This is a genomic window from Acidiphilium sp. MT5 (assembly GCF_054767495.1).
Genome location: NZ_BAABMR010000005.1, coordinates 15,241 through 32,323 on the forward strand (window position 1 = coordinate 15,241; position 17,083 = coordinate 32,323).

The 17,083-nt window shown below is 62.9% G+C and carries 15 protein-coding genes and 1 tRNA gene; 6 read left to right on the plus strand and 10 right to left on the minus strand.

What is annotated here, in order from left to right; genetic code table 11:
* Positions 1 to 27 precede the first annotated feature (27 nt).
* Positions 28 to 1,131, minus strand: coding sequence for a hypothetical protein (locus tag ACYUCQ_RS06830; RefSeq protein WP_460253769.1), 1,104 nt, complete (start codon positions 1,129 to 1,131; stop codon positions 28 to 30).
* Between the two features lie 22 nt (positions 1,132 to 1,153).
* Positions 1,154 to 1,873: a hypothetical protein gene (locus tag ACYUCQ_RS06835; RefSeq protein ID WP_460253770.1), complete on the minus strand. Its 720-nt coding sequence runs from the start codon at positions 1,871 to 1,873 to the stop codon at positions 1,154 to 1,156.
* A gap of 544 nt (positions 1,874 to 2,417) precedes the next feature.
* Between ACYUCQ_RS06835 and ACYUCQ_RS06840 the strand changes: the two genes are divergently transcribed.
* The 5 genes from ACYUCQ_RS06840 to ACYUCQ_RS06860 all read left to right on the plus strand — a co-directional run bounded on the left by ACYUCQ_RS06840 (position 2,418) and on the right by ACYUCQ_RS06860 (position 7,363).
* Positions 2,418 to 4,529 carry a DUF3363 domain-containing protein gene (locus ACYUCQ_RS06840; protein WP_460253771.1) on the plus strand — a complete coding sequence of 704 codons (2,112 nt, stop codon included), beginning with the start codon at positions 2,418 to 2,420 and terminating at the stop codon, positions 4,527 to 4,529.
* A 56-nt stretch (positions 4,530 to 4,585) separates the two neighbouring features.
* Positions 4,586 to 4,876, plus strand: coding sequence for a type II toxin-antitoxin system TacA family antitoxin (locus ACYUCQ_RS06845; protein WP_460253772.1), 291 nt, complete (start codon positions 4,586 to 4,588; stop codon positions 4,874 to 4,876).
* Positions 4,873 to 5,379, plus strand: a complete 507-nt coding sequence (locus tag ACYUCQ_RS06850; protein ID WP_460253773.1) for a GNAT family N-acetyltransferase — start codon at positions 4,873 to 4,875, stop codon at positions 5,377 to 5,379. Before ACYUCQ_RS06845 ends, ACYUCQ_RS06850 begins: the two co-directional genes overlap by 4 nt.
* Positions 5,380 to 5,566: 187 nt before the next feature.
* Entirely contained in the window at positions 5,567 to 5,737 is a 171-nt protein-coding gene (locus tag ACYUCQ_RS06855) for a hypothetical protein (protein WP_460253774.1), read from the plus strand.
* A gap of 21 nt (positions 5,738 to 5,758) precedes the next feature.
* Entirely contained in the window at positions 5,759 to 7,363 is a 1,605-nt protein-coding gene (locus ACYUCQ_RS06860) for a recombinase family protein (protein ID WP_460253775.1), read from the plus strand.
* On the opposite strand, the gene ACYUCQ_RS06865 is transcribed toward ACYUCQ_RS06860, so the two are convergent.
* The 3 genes from ACYUCQ_RS06865 to ACYUCQ_RS06875 all read right to left on the minus strand — a co-directional run bounded on the left by ACYUCQ_RS06865 (position 7,349) and on the right by ACYUCQ_RS06875 (position 9,649).
* Positions 7,349 to 7,438: transfer RNA gene (locus ACYUCQ_RS06865), tRNA-Ser, on the minus strand. The two genes, ACYUCQ_RS06860 and ACYUCQ_RS06865, sit on opposite strands and share 15 nt — an antisense overlap.
* Before the next feature lie 36 nt (positions 7,439 to 7,474).
* Complete coding sequence (locus ACYUCQ_RS06870) at positions 7,475 to 9,103, minus strand: PhoX family protein (RefSeq protein ID WP_460253776.1); 1,629 nt, start codon at positions 9,101 to 9,103, stop codon at positions 7,475 to 7,477.
* 3 nt (positions 9,104 to 9,106) lie between these two features.
* Positions 9,107 to 9,649 carry an outer membrane protein assembly factor BamE gene (locus tag ACYUCQ_RS06875; RefSeq protein WP_460253777.1) on the minus strand — a complete coding sequence of 181 codons (543 nt, stop codon included), beginning with the start codon at positions 9,647 to 9,649 and terminating at the stop codon, positions 9,107 to 9,109.
* Between the two features lie 122 nt (positions 9,650 to 9,771).
* Here ACYUCQ_RS06875 and ACYUCQ_RS06880 point away from each other — a divergent pair, with 122 nt between their 5' ends.
* Positions 9,772 to 10,269 (plus strand): DUF177 domain-containing protein, encoded by a 498-nt coding sequence (locus tag ACYUCQ_RS06880; protein ID WP_460253778.1) that lies wholly within the window; start codon positions 9,772 to 9,774, stop codon positions 10,267 to 10,269.
* A gap of 71 nt (positions 10,270 to 10,340) precedes the next feature.
* Here the strand turns inward: ACYUCQ_RS06880 and ACYUCQ_RS06885 are convergent, their stop codons facing one another.
* From ACYUCQ_RS06885 to ACYUCQ_RS06905, 5 genes are all read right to left on the minus strand, one after another.
* Entirely contained in the window at positions 10,341 to 10,616 is a 276-nt protein-coding gene (locus ACYUCQ_RS06885) for an acylphosphatase (RefSeq protein ID WP_460253779.1), read from the minus strand.
* The gene (locus tag ACYUCQ_RS06890; RefSeq protein WP_460253780.1) at positions 10,613 to 11,314 is read right to left on the minus strand and encodes an ATP12 family protein; all 702 of its coding nucleotides are present in this window, start codon (positions 11,312 to 11,314) and stop codon (positions 10,613 to 10,615) included. Before ACYUCQ_RS06890 ends, ACYUCQ_RS06885 begins: the two co-directional genes overlap by 4 nt.
* A 78-nt stretch (positions 11,315 to 11,392) precedes the next feature.
* Positions 11,393 to 14,023, minus strand: coding sequence for an AsmA family protein (locus ACYUCQ_RS06895; protein WP_460253781.1), 2,631 nt, complete (start codon positions 14,021 to 14,023; stop codon positions 11,393 to 11,395).
* 133 nt (positions 14,024 to 14,156) lie between these two features.
* On the minus strand, positions 14,157 to 16,049 hold the full coding sequence (locus tag ACYUCQ_RS06900) for a hypothetical protein (protein ID WP_460253782.1): 1,893 nt from the start codon (positions 16,047 to 16,049) through the stop codon (positions 14,157 to 14,159).
* A gap of 3 nt (positions 16,050 to 16,052) precedes the next feature.
* Positions 16,053 to 17,075 (minus strand): mitochondrial fission ELM1 family protein, encoded by a 1,023-nt coding sequence (locus ACYUCQ_RS06905; protein WP_460253783.1) that lies wholly within the window; start codon positions 17,073 to 17,075, stop codon positions 16,053 to 16,055.
* Positions 17,076 to 17,083: the final 8 nt, after the last annotated feature.

Genomic DNA, 17,083 nt, shown 5'->3' on the forward strand with positions numbered 1-17,083 from the left:
AATTCGCCATCACTGCTGGGCCAATATTCAGTAGCAAAGCCAGTATTCGTAAGGCCCTCTCACACGCCCCACTGCGAGAACGGTCTGCCCCTTGCAGGCGAGCACCAAATCCTTCTCAGCGATTTCCGACGCGAAATTCAGGATCTCGCCTGCCTTGCGCGATGCCACGCTAGCGCTATCCGGATACCCGGGGAGAAGCCACTCCCGTATCTGATTCTTCGCAGCGCCTTTCTCCTGGCCGATGACTTTAGTCAGGTCTGGAACCTGTTCCGACCAACCGATGGAAACGAAGCCTCCGTCACGCATCTCGGTCCAATGGCTTTCTCCCGTGTCCCCTTCAGTGGTGCCTATGCGCCAATAGCGATGGATTGCACCGTCACGCCGATTCAGGATCGTGTTCAGTGTCGTAACCGGGACTCCAAGCTCGCGCGCAGCACCAATGAATCGGCCAGCGCAGATGAAACGCGGTGCGCTGCCATCCAAGATGCCGACCTTATCGGGCGGCATCTGCAACAGCTTGAACAGGTGGAATCGCTGATAACGCGGACTGTGATAGTCATCGAGCCGGTCGGGACTAATCAGGAACCAGTACTTGTGAGCCCAGCCGTCCCCGGACAGTTTTGGCGCCGCTTTCTCCATGGCGGTCTGAAGCTGGGCGTATGACCTATCCGACGTGTCACCGGCATCTAGCGATGTCAGCACATCGGCACCGGCTAGCAGCTCGTCACGCTGCGTTCGCGCAATCGCGATGGCATCTTCGAGAGACAGAGCTTGCTGCGTCTGCGGTGACCCGGTCATCCAGGCGCCATCGCTTTGGCGCTGGAAGATGCCAAACTTCAGGGCAGAACCGCCACCAATTCCCCCGAACCGGTTGCCAGTGAACTCGTCGTCGTTCTTGAACTCCAGCCAATATGCAAGGCACCTGGACTCGCTGCTTTCGCGCCCGTGCATCAGCCGCAATAGCGCCTCGCCGTCCAAGCCTCGTAGCACCGCAGGTCCGAAGCGATCACGGAACAGCGTGGTTTGCTGCTTGATCTGCGTGGGCGTCATCAGTTCTCCGGATGCCAATCCACGGTCAAACGCAGCCTTCAGTTCGCTCAAAAGCTGCGGGTCTAAGATTGATGCACTCATGGATTCTGGGTCCCCCGAAAGCTCATGCGATACCGTCCAACACTGCCCGGACACGCGGAATGGATGTGAGATTGCTGGCGAACGCGCGCGCCCTGGCGATCAGCTCGGCGTCCGGATCGATGACCGTAAACCATCGCTGGCGCTGCACATATGAACGCGGTCGTTCGGCAGCAGGTACGGAGACATTGGTCCGTAGCGTGATGATGTTCTCGGCGTCCGTTTCAACGGCCAGCCGTTCATGTAACCGTCGCAGAAGGGCGTCGTGCTTCATGCTTCGGCCCGGAAAGGTGATGAATACGATGGCGCGTCCCGGTTTGCGCAGAAGCCTGATTTTCGAAAAGGTTGCGTGTTTCTCAGTTTCCTCGCCGATGCCGTTGTCCGGATCGAGAAACACGATATCCGCGCTGTCGAGCGCGCTTCGCTTGCGTATTCCCCACGCACTGCGTCCGGCGCGGGGCGGAATAGGCTCGCGATGAAACAGCACGGCTTTCGGCCAGAACATCGCCCGTTCAAGTGCGGCAACGCTGCGTTCCTGCAAGGCAGCAAGACCGGTGTGTAGTTCTTCATCAAGCACGCGCCATGCCGTCTCGTCGCGCCATTCAAGATGCCGACCGTCCGACCGTCCATCATCACCGGGTGCGTAATACCATGCGATGCCAAGCGTTCTGTCCTTGCCGGCGAGGGCGCGCAGGAAGGCGAATTTGAGAACGTCGCTGACATCACCGGCATACTGATCTCGCATCCAATCCTGCACCCCATTGTCGTCAAGTGTTCACGTTATACGCGCTCGCTCGCGTTTATATATCGCCGTAATCGGCGCGGCGAGTACCGTGTGATCGGCAGATCATCCACGCATCGTCGTCAAATTGGCAACACCGTGAAAGCACCGGTGAGGTAAATTCCTGGCAGGTCCAAGGTCGTGTTTCTGCATTATTTCTCACTGGCTGATTCGCGCTTAGGACTTCGCGTTGAAGGTTGCACCACAGATCGGACAGCCAAAGAGAAGATGACGGCAAGATAAAGCAAGTTGCCTCGCTGCCGGAACTTCGTTCCTAAGTGTTTGTCTGCACATTGTTTTTTGGCGGCTTGCCGCTGAAGGTGCGAGGTGCGGCGGCGTCGGAGAAGTCGATTTCCGCAATGTTTTCAATGGTATTTTGGGTGGCACCGCCAATGTGCGTCGTGCGCCGTTCCGCCGCTTTTACTCTACAGCAAGTATTTCTACGCCACGGCCCTACGCCGTCATTTTCGACCTTGTGTCGGCCGTTTTATCTTCCAATCGTCGCATCATGGCGAACGACGAAGACCATTTCCGCATCCGTCCCGGTCGGGTCCGCGACCGTGGTGGCGGGCGCGCCACGCGCACCGTCCGCCCGCGCCCGAAGACCTTCCTGGCCGAGGTGCATCAGGCCATCCGGCGTGCCGGCGGCGACCCCAATCGGCTGGGTTCAGCCGGGAAGGGAAGCGGCCGGTTCAACGCGCGAGGCCGGGGCGCTACGGCCGCCGCCGGGCTGAAGGGGCGGAGCGGCTGGAGCCGGGACGCCAGCGGCGTGCGGACCCGCGCCCGCCGCGTGACGGTGAAGGCGCGCATCGTGAAGCTTAACCCGCAGCGCGGCGCGGCGCGCGGACGGTCGTTCGTCAGCGCGAAGGCGGTGGATGCCCACTTGCGCTATTTGGAGCGCGATGGTGTCAACCGCGACGGCGAGAAGGGACAGGTCTATTCGGCCGAGCGCGACGTCGAGGACGGCAGCACCTTCCTCGACCGGGGCCGAGACGACCGCCACCAGTTTCGCTTCATCGTCTCCGCCGAGGAAGGCGTGGAGCTGGCCGACTTGCGCGAGACCACCCGCGACCTGATGAAGACGATGGAGGCTGGCCTCGGCACCAGGCTCGACTGGATCGCGGTCGATCATCACAACACCGGCCACCCGCACACCCACATCCTGGCGCGCGGTGTCACCGACGACGGGAAGATACTCAACATCGCCGGCGACTACATCGCCCACGGCATCCGCGAACGGGCCAGCGAGATCGTCACGCTGGAGCTGGGCCGGCAGACCGAGCAGGAGGTCAGCCGCCAGCTTGAGTGCGAGGTGGACGCCGAGCGCTTTACCCGCCTGGACCGCATGCTGATCGCCGAGCAAGAGGCGAGCCACGCGTTCGCCGATCTGCGCCCCGAGCGGGACATGCTGGAGACGGCGCGAAGGAACCGGGCGCTGCTGATTTCCCGCGCCCACAGATTGGAAAGCATGGGGCTGGCGACCGAGGTGGAGGTTGGCCGCTGGTCCATCTCAGCACAGGCCGAGCCGACCTTGCGCGAATTAGGCGAGCGCGGCGACATCATTAAGACCATGCACCGAGCATTGGCAGACCGCGGCCTCGCCGACGAACGCGCCCCCGCGCAATATGTGGCGCACGGCAAGCAGATCACCGAAACGATCGTGGGCCGCGTGCTAGCCAAGGGTCTGGCCGGCGACGAGATGGGCGACCGGCTGCACCTCGTGATCGATGGCGTGGACGGGCGCACTCATCATGTCGAGATGGCGGACGCCGGCCGACTCGACGAGATAAGACGCGGCCACATCGTCACGCTTGATCCGGCGCCGACCAAGGCCGAGCCCCGGCCGGCGGACGTCAACATCCAGATCATGGCGGAGGCCAATGGCGGCATCTACCAGCCAAGCCTTCATCTGGAAGCGACGCGGGACATCATCGAGCAGCGCCACGGCGACCCCGACGCCTTCATTCGCTCCCATGTGCGCCGGCTGGAAGCCTTACGCCGCGCCGGGCATGTCGAGCGCATCGATGCCGACCATTGGAAAATCCCGGGCGACATCGCCGAGCGAGGCATCGCCTATGACGCCCCCGGCCGGCCCAAGGATTTCGGCATCCGCACATTGTCCACGCTCGACCTCGACCGGCAGGTGGGCAGCGACGGCGCGACCTGGCTCGACAGGGAGTTGGTTGCGAAAGACCATCTGCCCCTTGCCGGAACCGGCTTCGGCCGGGAGGTGAACGCCGCGCTCGACCGGCGCGCCGCGCGTCTCGTCGAAATGGGCAATGCCAGCGTGAAGGACGGGTTCATTTCCATCCCCCGGCGCACGATCGCCGCGCTGGAGAGTCAGGAGGTCGAGCGCGTGGGCAAAGAGATGGCCGCCGAGCGCGGGCTGACCTATGCCTCGTCCCGGCCGGGCGAGTACGTGACTGGGCGGTTGGCGGGCGCCGCCAACCTCGCCAGTGGGCGCTTCGCCATGATCGAGAACGGGCTTGGGTTCCAACTCGTGCCGTGGCAGCCGGTCCTGGAGAAGCGCCTCAACCAGCACATCAGCGGCGTCCGCCGCGACGACGGCGGCATCGATTGGAGTTTCAGCCGCAAGCGACAGATTGGGATAGGCATGTGATTCAGCTTGAACAATACGGCATTATGCCGTATATGACGGGACCAAAGGAGGCCCCCATGCCCAAGCCCCAAGTTGAAGCCGAAACCGCCCGGTTGGAAGCGCGCGTCCCGGTCCAGGTCTACGACCAGATGCAGCGCGCCGCCCGTCTGCGCGGGATGACCCTGACAGGCTATCTCATCTCCACCGCCGGCGAGGACGCAAGGCGCGTCGTCGAGGACGCCGACATCATGCGCCTGGCGCGCGAGGATCAAATCCGCTTCGCCGAGGCGCTGATCAATCCGCCCAAGCCGAATGAGCGGCTGATCCGCGCCGCGAAGCGCCATGCCGAGCTGATCGAACGCCGGTGAGTGTCCGCTTCGCCATCGAGCCGCTGGCGAAGGCGCACAAGCGGGCGGATTTCACCTGCGGCAACGACCGGATCGACAGCTATTTCCGCGAGACCGTCTCGCAGGACGTGAAGCGCAAATACGCCACCTGTTTCGTCGCGAGGGAGATTGCAACGGACCGGGTGGCGGGCTTCTACACGCTGTCCTCCAGCAACGTGCCGTTGACCGAGGTTCCCGAGCCACTGGCAAAGAAACTGCCGCGCTACCCGACTGTTCCGGCAGTGCTGATCGGCTGGCTTGGCCGCCATAGCGACTATGCCGGACAGGGGCTTGGCGAAGCCCTGCTGTTTGACGCCATCAAGACCGTCGCCACAGCCCCGATCGGCGCCCACGCCATCTTTGCCGACGCGATCGACGACCAAGCAGCGGCCTTCTATTTGGCATTCGGCTTCGCGCCCTTGGTGCGGCAGCCACGCACCCTCTATCTGCCGGTGGCGACGGCGCTGAGATTGTTATCGCCATGACGACCGCCTTCGCCCATACGCCGTTTCAGCCCTGCGCCGCCGCGCGCAAGTCTTTTTGCGCCATGGTGCGCGGGTGCTTCCAGCGTAAGAAAAGGCTATTCTTTCACGCGTCAGGTTCGGCGATTCTGGCGCAATGGCAAGACTTCGCAAAGAATGCACCCCAACCGCATCGGAGCAACTTAAAGCGTTGCTCGGCCAACCCTGGCCGTTTCTGGGCCGGCCGCCGAAGCATGACCTCTCCACCTGGACCGTCACCGACGACTGGCCCGAGCATATCCCGGTCACGGACGAAGAGGTGGACGTGTTCGAAGCGTGGTTCGGCGATATCTTCGATGAGTTGTTCGGGTCGTGCCGATGATGTGACAGGGAGATATACACCATGACCGTGCCGCTACGGGCCGCCCTTTACTTGCGCGTCTCGACGGCGCGGCAGGCCGAGCATGATGTCTCCATCCCCGATCAGAAGCGCCAGGGCGAAGCCTATTGCGTTTCACGCGGCTACCAGCTCGTCGAGACCTATGTGGAGCCCGGCGCGTCTGCGACCAATGACCGTCGCCCCGAGTTCCAGCGAATGATCGAGGCGGGCACGTCCAAGCCCGCGCCATTCGATGTGGTGATCGTCCATTCGTTCAGCCGCTTTTTCCGCGATCACTTCGAGCTGGAGTTCTACGTCAGGAAGCTCGCCAAGAACGGGGTGAAGCTCGTCTCCATTACCCAGGAAATGGGCGACGATCCGATGCACGTCATGATGCGCCAGATCATGGCGCTGTTCGACGAATACCAGTCGAAGGAAAACGCCAAGCATGTCATCCGCGCCTTGAAGGAAAACGCCCGGCAGGGTTTTTGGAACGGTTCGCTGCCGCCCATCGGCTACCGTGTCGTCGCGGCCGAGCAACGCGGCGCGAAGGTCAAGAAGAAGCTGGAGATCGACCCGCTCCACGCCGAAACGGTGCGCCTGATCTACCGGCTCGCGCTCCACGGCGACGGCGCCAAGGGCCAGATGGGCGTCAAGAACATCGTCAGCCACCTGAACCGCAACCGTATCTTCACGCGCGACGGAGGCCGTTGGGGCATCGGCCAAGTCCATCGCATCCTGACCCGCCGCACCTACATGGGCGAGCATGAGTTCAACAAGCGGGCCAAGTCCAAAGAGCTGAAACCCCTCAGCGAGATCGTGGTCGTGCCCGTCCCGCCGCTCATCAACCGCGAGACCTTCGACGCGGTGCAGGCGCTACTCAAGGCCCGCCATCCCACGGTGACGCCATCCGCCGTCATCAGCGGGCCGACAATGCTCACCGGGCTGATCCACTGCGCCAAGTGCTGTGGCGCCATGACCATCCGCACCGGCAAAGGCGGGCGCTATCGTTACTACGCCTGTTCGATGAAAGCCCGGCAAGGGCCGACAGCCTGCGAAGGCATGGCGGTGCCGATGGACAAGCTGGACGATCTTGTCGCCAGCCATCTCGAAGACCGTCTTCTCCAGCCCGAGAGGCTGGAGAAGATACTCGCCACCGTACTCGACCGGCGGCGGGAGCGATCCGAGCGCCAGCATGAGCACATTGGCGAACTGAACCGGCGTGCGGCGGAATCCGAAGCCCGCCTCAAGCGCCTCTACGACGCCATCGAGGCAGGCGTCGCCGACTTGAACGAACCGGCGCTCAAGGACCGTATCGACGGCCTCAAGGCCATCCGCGATCAGGCGAAGGCCGATGCCGAGCGCGCCCAGGCCATGCTTGAAAACTCCGGCAAAAATGCCGTTACCCCGCAGATGGTGCGCACGTTAGCCGAAACCGCGCGGCGGCATATCCGCCTTGAAGGGGGTGGTTATCGCCGTGACCATCTTCGCGCGCTCGCCCAGCGCGTTGAGGTCGCAGATGGCGAGGTCCGGATCATGGGATCGAAGTCTCGGCTGCTACAGGTGCTAACCGGAAAAAATAGCGTAAATTCAGTGCCCACTCAGGGACTGAAGTGGCGGATGGGGTGAGATTCGAACTCACGGTACGCTTTCACGTACGGCGGTTTTCAAGACCGCTGCCTTAAACCGCTCGGCCACCCATCCGTATTTCGGTGCAAATGCGGTTTCGAGGCTCGAGTATCACTGGTTGGCCGTTCGCGCCAGAGCGATAATCGTGGTTTGCGGCGGCATTTGCGGTTGCAGGCTCGGCCAGCGTGTGGCCGGGTTGGAAAAAGTTGCGTCTGGCGTGGCGCCTGGATGGCGAATGGCGGCGAAGATCTGATTTTTGATCGGGTCGAGCGCGCTGCCGCCAAGCGCCGCGCCAATCGGCGCGCGATAGATCAGTGAGAGCGCATCCGGCGCGGCCTCGCTGCGGCTAAGCCGGTATAGCCCGTCCGCGATGATGGTGCTGTCGCCGCCCTGATCGGTGCCGATCAGCACATCGCCATCGCGATCAATCGACAGGGTGACGGGTTTGCGCAAAAAGGCAGTGGAACCCGGCGCGTAGCGCGCTGATGGATCGGTTTGCGGATCACCGCCAAGCAGCACAACCGCGCCGCTGAACCGCTTGCTTCCCAGATCGTTATTGGCCGGTTCAAAGCGAATGACATGGCCGCCATCATGGCCGGCGCGCGGATTAAGCGGGTTGATTTGGTCAATCCCGCGCGCCCGGTTTCCCGCGCAAGCGAGATAAAGATGCCCGCTATGATCGAGCGCAAGCCCCTTTGGATCATCAAACCGGCTCCCCTGCCCTGCCGCCGATAAGGTCGCGGTCAGGCTGGTCGGCGCTGCAGCGAGATCATGCCAGACAATATCGTGGCCCTCGATCACCGCGACCGCGAGCGTGCCGCTATCGAGCGGACTGGCTGCTTGCGGCGGGCTGATGGCCGGAAGAGTTGGTGCGCTTGCAGGCGCGGCGACGGGTGGCGCACCCTTGTAGCGGAACAATCGCCCGCCAAGCCCAGCCTCGCTCATGAACACAACCGGCGTGCCGTCCGCAGCCGTTGCACAGGCTAATCCCGCGCGAGGAAACCGGCCCAAAGCCGTGCGTTTCTTGGGAAAACTCAGGGGCCGAAGCGCATCGATTTCAACCACCCACCCGAAGCCAAAGCCGATCTCAGGCTTGGCAAAAGCTGGATCGCGCGGCGCAAGTCGGCGCAGCCAAGGCGCGGTATGGCCTTCGGGCACCAAAATACTGTTCCACGGCGTCACGCAGCCAAGTTGTGGCGCCAGCACGCCCTGCACCGCATGACCAATCACCGAAGCGGCCGGCCCGGTGATTTGGCAAAGCGTGCCATCGGTGATCCGGCGCGCTTGATAGCCCCCATCCACCGTCACCCATTGCCCGCCGCGATAAGACAGGTTCAGCACCGATAGCCCCTGCATCAGCCCGGCAATCCGCGGATGATCGCGCTCATCCGCAAACGCCATCCGCGCCTCGACATCAGGATGTGCGACCACCAGAATCAGTCGATCCACCCCATCCTCCGCCGGTGGCGGAGTGATAATCCCGGCAATCATCGCGTCCCAGCCAAATTGCCGAGCCGCAGCACTCGGGCTGATCTGCGCCGGGTCAAAGGCGGGCGCGCTGGGCACCACCGGATCGCCCCAGCGGATCAGCACGCGCCGTTGCCAACCCAGCGCCCGATAATCATCCAGCGTCGGCGCTTCGATATCAAAGGTCGGCACGCCCAGGGCCGATTGCGCACGGGCAAGCCCCGCCATTGAGCAAAACAGCGCGCTGCTAATCAGCCATTCGCGGCGCCGCATGGCTCAGAACCCTGACAGCCCGCCACCACCACCACCGCCGCCGCCCGCGCCGGGGCTAACCCCGCCGCCCAGGCTGTTGCTGGCTCCAGCGCCGAGCGGATTATAGGACCCAACACCGCCAACCAGTTCCTGAAAGAACGATGCACTGCCACCGGGCGCCTTGGTCGCACCGCTCGCCATCGCCACGTTGACGCTGGCCTTGCGATCATATTGCTTGATGCTCTGCAACACGCCCTGGTCATTGAAATGCAGCGACACGACATGCTGGTGCAGCACACCTTGGGTGCGCCCAATGCGGCGCTTGGTGATCTGACTGACATAGAGCCAATCGTGATCATTGAACGTCTCGCGCAATGTGGGCGAGCCGAGCAAAGCACGGGCATCGGCCTCGGTCGCGACATGCGGCACCAACTGCTTGAGCGCAGATTGCGATACGGCATTGCCGCGATAATGCGGCTGTGCGGCGAATATCGCGCAGCCCGACAAGGCCGTGATGAGCAGCAATGGGGCGGTGGTGCGGCAGATTAGGCGCAGAAAATTCGGCATTACGTGGCGCGTCCCTAGCAATGACCGGTCTGCGCAGGGCGGAGTGCGCAGGCGCAACCGGTCCGTCTTTGCGTCGTATGCGGGAGCTTCCCTTGGCGCGCAAGATGGGGGAGATAGGATGCATGACGCAAGACACTGATCGCCCGTTCTCGCATTTGATCGAACGCAAAGCGCTGGACGGGCCATTGACCCTCACCGTAACCGCAGATGCCAAGGCGCGCGCTGCCATTGTCGCCGCGTTCGGCCTCGTCGGTCTCGCCAAACTCAGTGGACGATTCGCCTTCACGCCCCAGCCGGATGGCAAGATTTTAACCCGGCTCGACATGTCCGCCCGGGTAACCCAGAGCTGTATCGTGACGCTGGAGCCGGTCGAACAGGCGATTACCGAGCGCGCCGCGCTCATTCTCGCCGATGCCAGCCTGGAGGAGCCAGAGGATTGGCTGGACCCAGACCAGCCCGATTGGGTGCCGATCAGCGGCCCCACCATCGATTTAGGGGCATTGCTGACCGATCAGCTCGCCCTGGCGCTTGATCCCTATCCGCGCAAACCCGATGCTGAGCTGCCCGATTCGGCGCGTGCGGCCCGCGAAAACCCGTTTGCCCGGTTAAAGCGCGATTAGGTCGATCTAGAGTGCGATCAATTTCATTGGCTTAGCTCGAATCTGTCGATTCAACCTAAACCCATATTGATCTAAGCCGTCGTGCGCTTGGTAAAGCCTGGTTCGGTAGGCGGATCGGCGAAATGTTCGGTAATTGCGCGAACCTCAGCGCCGGGCGGGCCACGGCGACAGGCGCGCAGCAATTCCTCGACCGCATCCGCCTCGCCGGCGATCAGGGCTTCGAGCGTGCCGTCACGCCGGTTACGCACCCAGCCGGCAATGCCCTGCCGACGGGCGCGGCGGATGATCCAATCACGAAAACCGACCCCCTGGACACGACCGGCAATCACCAGGAACTTGCAAATCATGGCCGGGTCAGCCGGAAAAATAACGCAGCCGCCTCGACATCAGCCGCGATTTCCGCCTCGCGTGCGGTAATCGCCGGATCAACGCCCCATTTCTCGGCCTGAAAGCGCGTCTCGAGCGTGGCGAGTTCATGGGCTTGCTGCGGGCTGAGCGCCGCGCGCAGCACCGCGAGGGCCAGGATCAAGGAATTCAGGCTTCGGGTCAGTTGATCAAGCGCAGCAAGCGCCCAAGGATCAAAGCGAGCCAGCACCCGCTCGAGGCTGGCCAAGGTCGCGGGATCAGGATCATGGGCAATCAGTTGATGCGTCGCACGCAGCGGTGCCGCCAGATCATTGGCCGCCCAATCAAGCCAAGGTTGCCAGGCCTGCTGCTGCAGGGCGGCGAGTTCGGGTGGATCATCAGCACGATAGACCAGCAAATCGCCGCGCAGCCGCGCGAGCAACGCGCTGGTGAGGGCTTGTGGGTCCGGGGCAATTACCAATTGGGTTTGCCCGGTCAGGCTGGTCAGGCGCAGCGTGGTCGCATCGATCTCGCCGCCCAAAGCAGCGACCTGCCATTCCGTCGCAATCGCCTCGGCCAAGCCACGCTGCGGCACAGCGAGCTGATGTCCGTTGGGCAGGCGCAGCGTCTTGGCATCAAGCAAGATGGTGAACAACCCGGCTTGCTCGGCAACCGACGTTTCGCTCCAAAAGCGCCGCATCAATGCTCACCCATCGCCCATTATCCCCATCGCCCATTATCCCCATCGCCCATTATCCCATCGCCTGACCATTATTGCCTATTTCAGCAGCGAGTTCAGCAGATTTTGCGGACCTTGCAAGAGGCGTGGCGTGGTATTCGGTGCGGCCTGATGGGCGCCGGGAATAGCGGCTGCGGGCGCTGGTCCCGGATGACCCATCCGCGCCTGCGCCAGCGCCGCGCGGCACCCTTGCGGGTTTGGTTGGCTGGTGAGGCCGAGCGCTTGGGTCACATTGCCAAGGATTGAACCCCCTTGATTGGCCCCGAATTGCTGCGCCAGCGCCACCGCCGCCCCTCGATAAGCGCCGGGCGGCGCCAAACCGAAATGCGGATGCGCAAACGCGCCGGACAGGCCAACAGCCACCGGAACTGGATTGCCACCGACGCGCACGGTGGGCAGAAACACCAGATTAAGCTGTTCTGATCCAAGGTTAAGATTACCTGTGCCGGTAAGGGCTAACCGGCTCGAATCCAGCGTGAATGCGCTGAGGCCCGCAATCCCCTGATGTGCATTGAGCCGCGCCGCAAAACAACGCAGCGCCACTGGGCCGGGCTGGGTGATTGCGTTGGATAGACCAACACTTGCCAGCATCGGCGCCACTGCTTGGCTCAGCGCCGTGCCATCAAGGCTGCCATTGACCGCCGAAACCCCAATTGCCCCATTCAACCGGGACGCGATGCCATGCGCCGTCTCGCCACTGCCCGACAGCGTGGCGTAAAGCTGCGCCGTGCCGGTACTCCCACCGGCACCGGGCACCCCGAGCAAGCCCAGTAAGGATTGCAGACGAAATGCCGGCGCTTGCGCGCTGAACGCCAGCTGCGGCGGCGCGGCATTGGCATTGACACTGAGCTGCGCAGAAACTGCACCACCGGGAAGCTGCGCGTCGAGCGGGCGGATGGTGAGCTGTCCCTGATTGAGCAGCGCGTGCAGCACAATCGCCTGATAATCGGCCTTGCCATCGGTCAAATGACCAATCGAGAGTTCAATATTAAAATTGGCCCGATGCAACAGGCCGAACGGCAAAGCCGTGTCGGGGATCAAGGTCGCGCTGGCCGGTGGCGTCGCACCCGGCGCCGGCTCGCGCGCGGCGGGCGTGCTCTTGGCGGACAGGGCTGGCTTCGGCCAAGCGGCGCGCAGGGCCGCGAGGTTGATCCGAGGTGCGTTGATTAATGCCTGGATATCCGGAATCGCCCCGAAATCGATCGTTGCTGCACCCCCGATTTGGGCTTGATCGGCGCTGATCGCCACCTGGTCCAGCGCGATTGCGTGGCGCAGCCCTTGCTGGTTCGGGTCGGTCAACGTCGCCGCCGCAGCGAAATGGGTCAATTTGGGCAAGCCAACACCAATCAGCGTGCCAAGCTGCGCAAGATCGGGTGTTTGAACGCGCAGCGCCAGATCCACACCGGCGAGGGTGCGCGGCTGGCTAATCGCACCTTGGATGGCCGCCGTCGCATTGGCAATCGTCGCGTGCAGATCAACCTTGAGCGGCGCGGCACGCTTTTGTCCTGGAGACTGCGATCCGGCGAACATGCCCGATAGAACCGGACCCAGCGGGCCAATCGTGCCATTCAGTTGCACCGGCTGGCCGGCCTGGGTGCCCGCGAGGCCAATGGTCATCGGTTGATCCAGCGAAAGCATCGATGCGGTGAAGGAGGTCAGGCGCAACCCAGGCCGCCATGTCGTGAGATCAGACGCACCGATGGCGAGTTGGGCATCGGTAATGCTGGGCAGTGCGCCCGGCTGGCTCAGCCCAATCGTCGCCGCAAGGCTGAGATTTTGCGCGGGTGGCAGGTGGGCGCCGGGCCAATACGCGTTCAGCGCCGCAAGATTGGGTAATAGGCCGTTGATTTTCAATGAAAATCCGGCACCATGTAGCGGATGCGTCACGCTGCCCTGCACCGAAACCTGCCCGCCCGCCGCGTACAAGGTCAGATCAACCGGCCACGGGCGCGCATCTCCGCCCGGCGCTGCGTTCAACAGGCGCGCCAGTGGGCCGATCTGACCTGCCAATGTGAGATTTTGACTGTTCAACGCCGCAATCATAGTCACGTGCAAGGGCGTATTCAGACTAGCCGCTTGGCCGGTGAATTTGCTGATCTTGAAAGTTTCCGGCGCGACCGCCTTTGGGGTCGTTGTTCCCAAAGCGACGGGACGATGCTGAATGATGATGGTCGCATTCGTGATGCTGACCGATTGCAGGCCAATCTTCATCAAGCGCGCGGTAGCGGCGTGATCCGCTGTGCCTGTCGCCGTGCGCGCCCCACCCGGCGGCGGTGGCGCAAATACCCAATCGCCGATACCCGCCTGATTGCGCTCTAATGTCACCACCGGGTCGATCAGGCGAAGCGACACGATATCGACCGTGCCGTGCAGCAGCGGCAGGAGTGAGAGCCGCGCTTGCAAGCGCGGCAAGCTCAGCAAGGTGGGATCGGTAAAACCCGCAGGATTGGCGATGGTAATGGCCGAAGCCCTGATGGTCGGGGTCAACGAGACCCCCATATGCAGCGACCCTGCGATCGTCACCGAACGATGTGTTGCCTTCTCCATCGCGGCAATAATTTGCGGCTTGTAGCGATTAGGATTGAAGCGCGCGACGACAATCAGGATCGCAGCAACCGGCAGTATGACGATCACGCCGATACCGATGAGAATAAGCCGTCGCAGCCGCATGCTGGGTCTCCTTTACGCTATAATCGCCGACGCCCTGACAGAACACACCATGACAAAACACGCGATAACCGACGCCCGACACCACCATATGGGGCGGCGCATTGGCGGGATGAAGATGTGTTGATCCGGCTGCTCAAAAACCAAACATGTGATCGAGCGAAAACGCGCCATCGTGCCGCCTTTTACCGTGATAGCCGAATAACCGGCAGGTCATATCGCGGATCAACACGTAACCACCCGCCGCCGCGTCGAGCGCATCCCGCGCGAAAATCTGGTGCGGGGCGATCAAGCATGAGCCGGAACACGCGATATGCAGGTTTGATTCAGCAACAATGATACCGGTTTTATCATGCAATATCAGCGTTGTATCAGATTGCGCGTGCCAGGGCGCCGAGGCCGGATAAATCAACACGGCAAAGCTTTCCTGCGCCGGCGTGCCGAGATCGAGAAATAGCCGGGTCGATAGGCCGGGCGGCGGGCCAGCATACGATTGCGGCTCGTTTTTCCAGGTCATGATGGTATTGAAAATATGCGCCCCAAAGCTAGTTTCCGCCGCATGGCTCTGGTCGCGCCGTTCGTAGCGGAATAACCCGTGCAGCCAGCCATCCGCGTCGCCACCCGCCGCAAAATCATAAACCAGCTCGCCATGACCGCCATTGGGCAACGCGTCCGGCGCCAACACTGTATCGAGGTCAAGCGCCATTGCATGATCGCGCGCGAGCACACCCAGATGATGCTCGGTGATTTTGGCACCGTCCGGCGCAAAAATATCAACGCGCAGCGGCAAATTGGTCTGGTGATGGGCCATCGGTGTCGGCAACGCGATGGTTGAAAAATCGCGCCGCGGCAGGATTGGAAATGGCAGCAAAAATCCGCGCCCGAGCAGCGGCGACAAGGTCTTGATCGCCGGGTCAGGGCGCAAATCGGCGCGTTCGACATTGATATGAGCGATGCGCGTGCGCTGATGGCGCACCACCTCATAGCGCGGGCGAACCAGGTGCCGCCCGGCGCGCAACTCGATTTGCGCCGGCCAATTCACGCCGGGCAGCAAGGTCGCCACGTCAATGGCGCGGGTCGCGAATGGCGCAATCGCCTCAGCAATCGGCACCGGCTGTTCCGCGCCCATCCGATCCAGGCTCATCGCGCCCGCGGGAATGCGCACGGCGTGGCTATTTTGCACCCACAGGATTACCTGCTCATCAGCGCGAGGTGCCGGCAACCCGGCGAAGCGCTCGGAGGGCCAGGCATTGGCGTCATGGGTGCAAGACAGGCTGCCACTCTGATCGGTCGCATAAATATCCAGCGCGTATTTCACCACGTCATGCCCCGCGACGCCGATCGCGTGGATGAATAATTGCCCGGTGAACGGGCCCAATTGGTGCGCCGCACGCACCGCCCGGCTATCGATCACGATGCTGCCCGCACCCGGCGGCACATTCTGCTCAAATTCAGCACGGACAATCCCCTGCCCATCATAGAGCCGGAGCCACAGTTTTACCCCGCTCGCACCGTAACCTGACCAGTAATTGGCGGTGATCAGGCGGGTTGCCAAATGATCATCATCGCGAAACAGCACGAAATTGGTGGCAAAATTCAATGGGTCGAGATAGCGTCGGTGATTGGTCAACATTCCATCGGGCAGGCGCACCGCATCGAGGCTGATGATGGTGCAATCATGCGGCAGAATCGCCCGCAGCCGCGATACCAGACGTTGGGCATCAAACGCAGCAATCAGCACCATGTCCGCGCCGGCCTGCGGCAAATCGGTCAGCGGCTGGGCGCGAAATCCGGCCCGCTCCGTGCCGAGGGCGAGCGTATTATCGACATATAATCCCGCCACCGGAAAATCTGGTGCCAGGGCGCGCAACGGTGCAAAAATACCATCGGGGTCAAACACAGCGAGCGCACGCGCGCCGCGCAACCGCTCAGCGAGCGTGGATAATTTTTCAGCGGCGAGCGGATGGGCAAGCGCTTTATAGACGCTGTTGCCACCGCGCACATTATCGAATGTTTCAATATCGAGCATGCATCACCATCCCAAGCAGTGGCGCAGCGCCTCGGCTGCCGCCGGTGTATCGTTCAGCGGATCGGTGGACCAGCTTTCCAGCCGCCCGGCCAACCAGCGCGCCCGCCCGCGCGTCACCATGTCGTCCATGAAAGCGCCGATCCGCGCTGAGCGACCCGGCAAACGCGCGAGCAGCACCGGCGCACGGGTCGCGACCGCTTCGGACACCATCGAGACCGAATCGGCGGTCACGATAATCGCATCGGCCAGAGCGAGCATACCGAAATACGGATTTTCCCCCTGCATATCCCAAATATAAGCGCCCAACGGGGCAAGGGCATCGGTCAGAATCGCCCGCGCCGAGGCCGAGGTGCGGCGCGATGGCGTCAGCACTAAGCCAACATGATCGCGTTGCATCATCGCCGCGAGGTCAGCGGCCAAGCTGCGCGCCGTCGCGTCGTTGAGACTATAACGACCATTCGAGCCACCGATCAGCACGGCAACCAGCGGGCGCGCCCGATCGGCAAAAACTGGCGCCCAGCGCGCCGCGTGCTCGGCCAGCAAGGGCGGGGTGATGCGGTGCAGAGCGGTGCGCGCAATGAAAATATTCCGGCCAGCGAGGCGATCATGCGGGGCGATAATGATCAGGTCAAAGCGCGCCGGGTCCAGCCGTGGGTGCTGAATAATCACGGCGGGGCGCTCCGGGCGCCGCAATTCGGCGAGCAACCGCGCCGCCGCGCCGCCACAGCCAATCAGCACATCGCCGGTGGGCGGCGCCAAGGACGCGGCAGGCACCACACGGCGCGCGCCGGGCCAGAGTTTCGGGGACACCAACGACCAAGGCGCACGCGGCCGCATGATCCGGTAATCGGCCTGAAGACCAGCGGCCTCCACCAAACCCTGCGCTTGGGCGCGCAACCCGGCGAGATCAGTGGTGAAGACCAAGGCTAGCTTGGCCGGGTCCACCATGGTGGTTGGGCCTGGCTGGGGCGGAGTTGCCTGAAGCGGCGTCGATGGGCGTGGCAGCGATGGGGGTGGGGTAACCATGCCGGGGG

Excerpts from the sequence above, each read along its gene's own strand:
- ACYUCQ_RS06860 (WP_460253775.1), top strand. The coding sequence starts at position 5,759 with ATGACCGTGCCGCTACGGGCCGCCCTTTACTTGCGCGTCTCGACGGCG.
- ACYUCQ_RS06885 (WP_460253779.1), bottom strand. The coding sequence starts at position 10,616 with ATGATTTGCAAGTTCCTGGTGATTGCCGGTCGTGTCCAGGGGGTCGGT.
- ACYUCQ_RS06880 (WP_460253778.1), top strand. The coding sequence starts at position 9,772 with ATGACGCAAGACACTGATCGCCCGTTCTCGCATTTGATCGAACGCAAA.
- ACYUCQ_RS06895 (WP_460253781.1), bottom strand. The coding sequence starts at position 14,023 with ATGCGGCTGCGACGGCTTATTCTCATCGGTATCGGCGTGATCGTCATA.
- ACYUCQ_RS06830 (WP_460253769.1), bottom strand. The coding sequence starts at position 1,131 with ATGAGTGCATCAATCTTAGACCCGCAGCTTTTGAGCGAACTGAAGGCT.
- ACYUCQ_RS06900 (WP_460253782.1), bottom strand. The coding sequence starts at position 16,049 with ATGCTCGATATTGAAACATTCGATAATGTGCGCGGTGGCAACAGCGTC.
- ACYUCQ_RS06875 (WP_460253777.1), bottom strand. The coding sequence starts at position 9,649 with ATGCCGAATTTTCTGCGCCTAATCTGCCGCACCACCGCCCCATTGCTG.
- ACYUCQ_RS06835 (WP_460253770.1), bottom strand. The coding sequence starts at position 1,873 with ATGCGAGATCAGTATGCCGGTGATGTCAGCGACGTTCTCAAATTCGCC.
- ACYUCQ_RS06890 (WP_460253780.1), bottom strand. The coding sequence starts at position 11,314 with ATGCGGCGCTTTTGGAGCGAAACGTCGGTTGCCGAGCAAGCCGGGTTG.
- ACYUCQ_RS06845 (WP_460253772.1), top strand. The coding sequence starts at position 4,586 with ATGCCCAAGCCCCAAGTTGAAGCCGAAACCGCCCGGTTGGAAGCGCGC.
- ACYUCQ_RS06870 (WP_460253776.1), bottom strand. The coding sequence starts at position 9,103 with ATGCGGCGCCGCGAATGGCTGATTAGCAGCGCGCTGTTTTGCTCAATG.
- ACYUCQ_RS06840 (WP_460253771.1), top strand. The coding sequence starts at position 2,418 with ATGGCGAACGACGAAGACCATTTCCGCATCCGTCCCGGTCGGGTCCGC.
- ACYUCQ_RS06905 (WP_460253783.1), bottom strand. The coding sequence starts at position 17,075 with ATGGTTACCCCACCCCCATCGCTGCCACGCCCATCGACGCCGCTTCAG.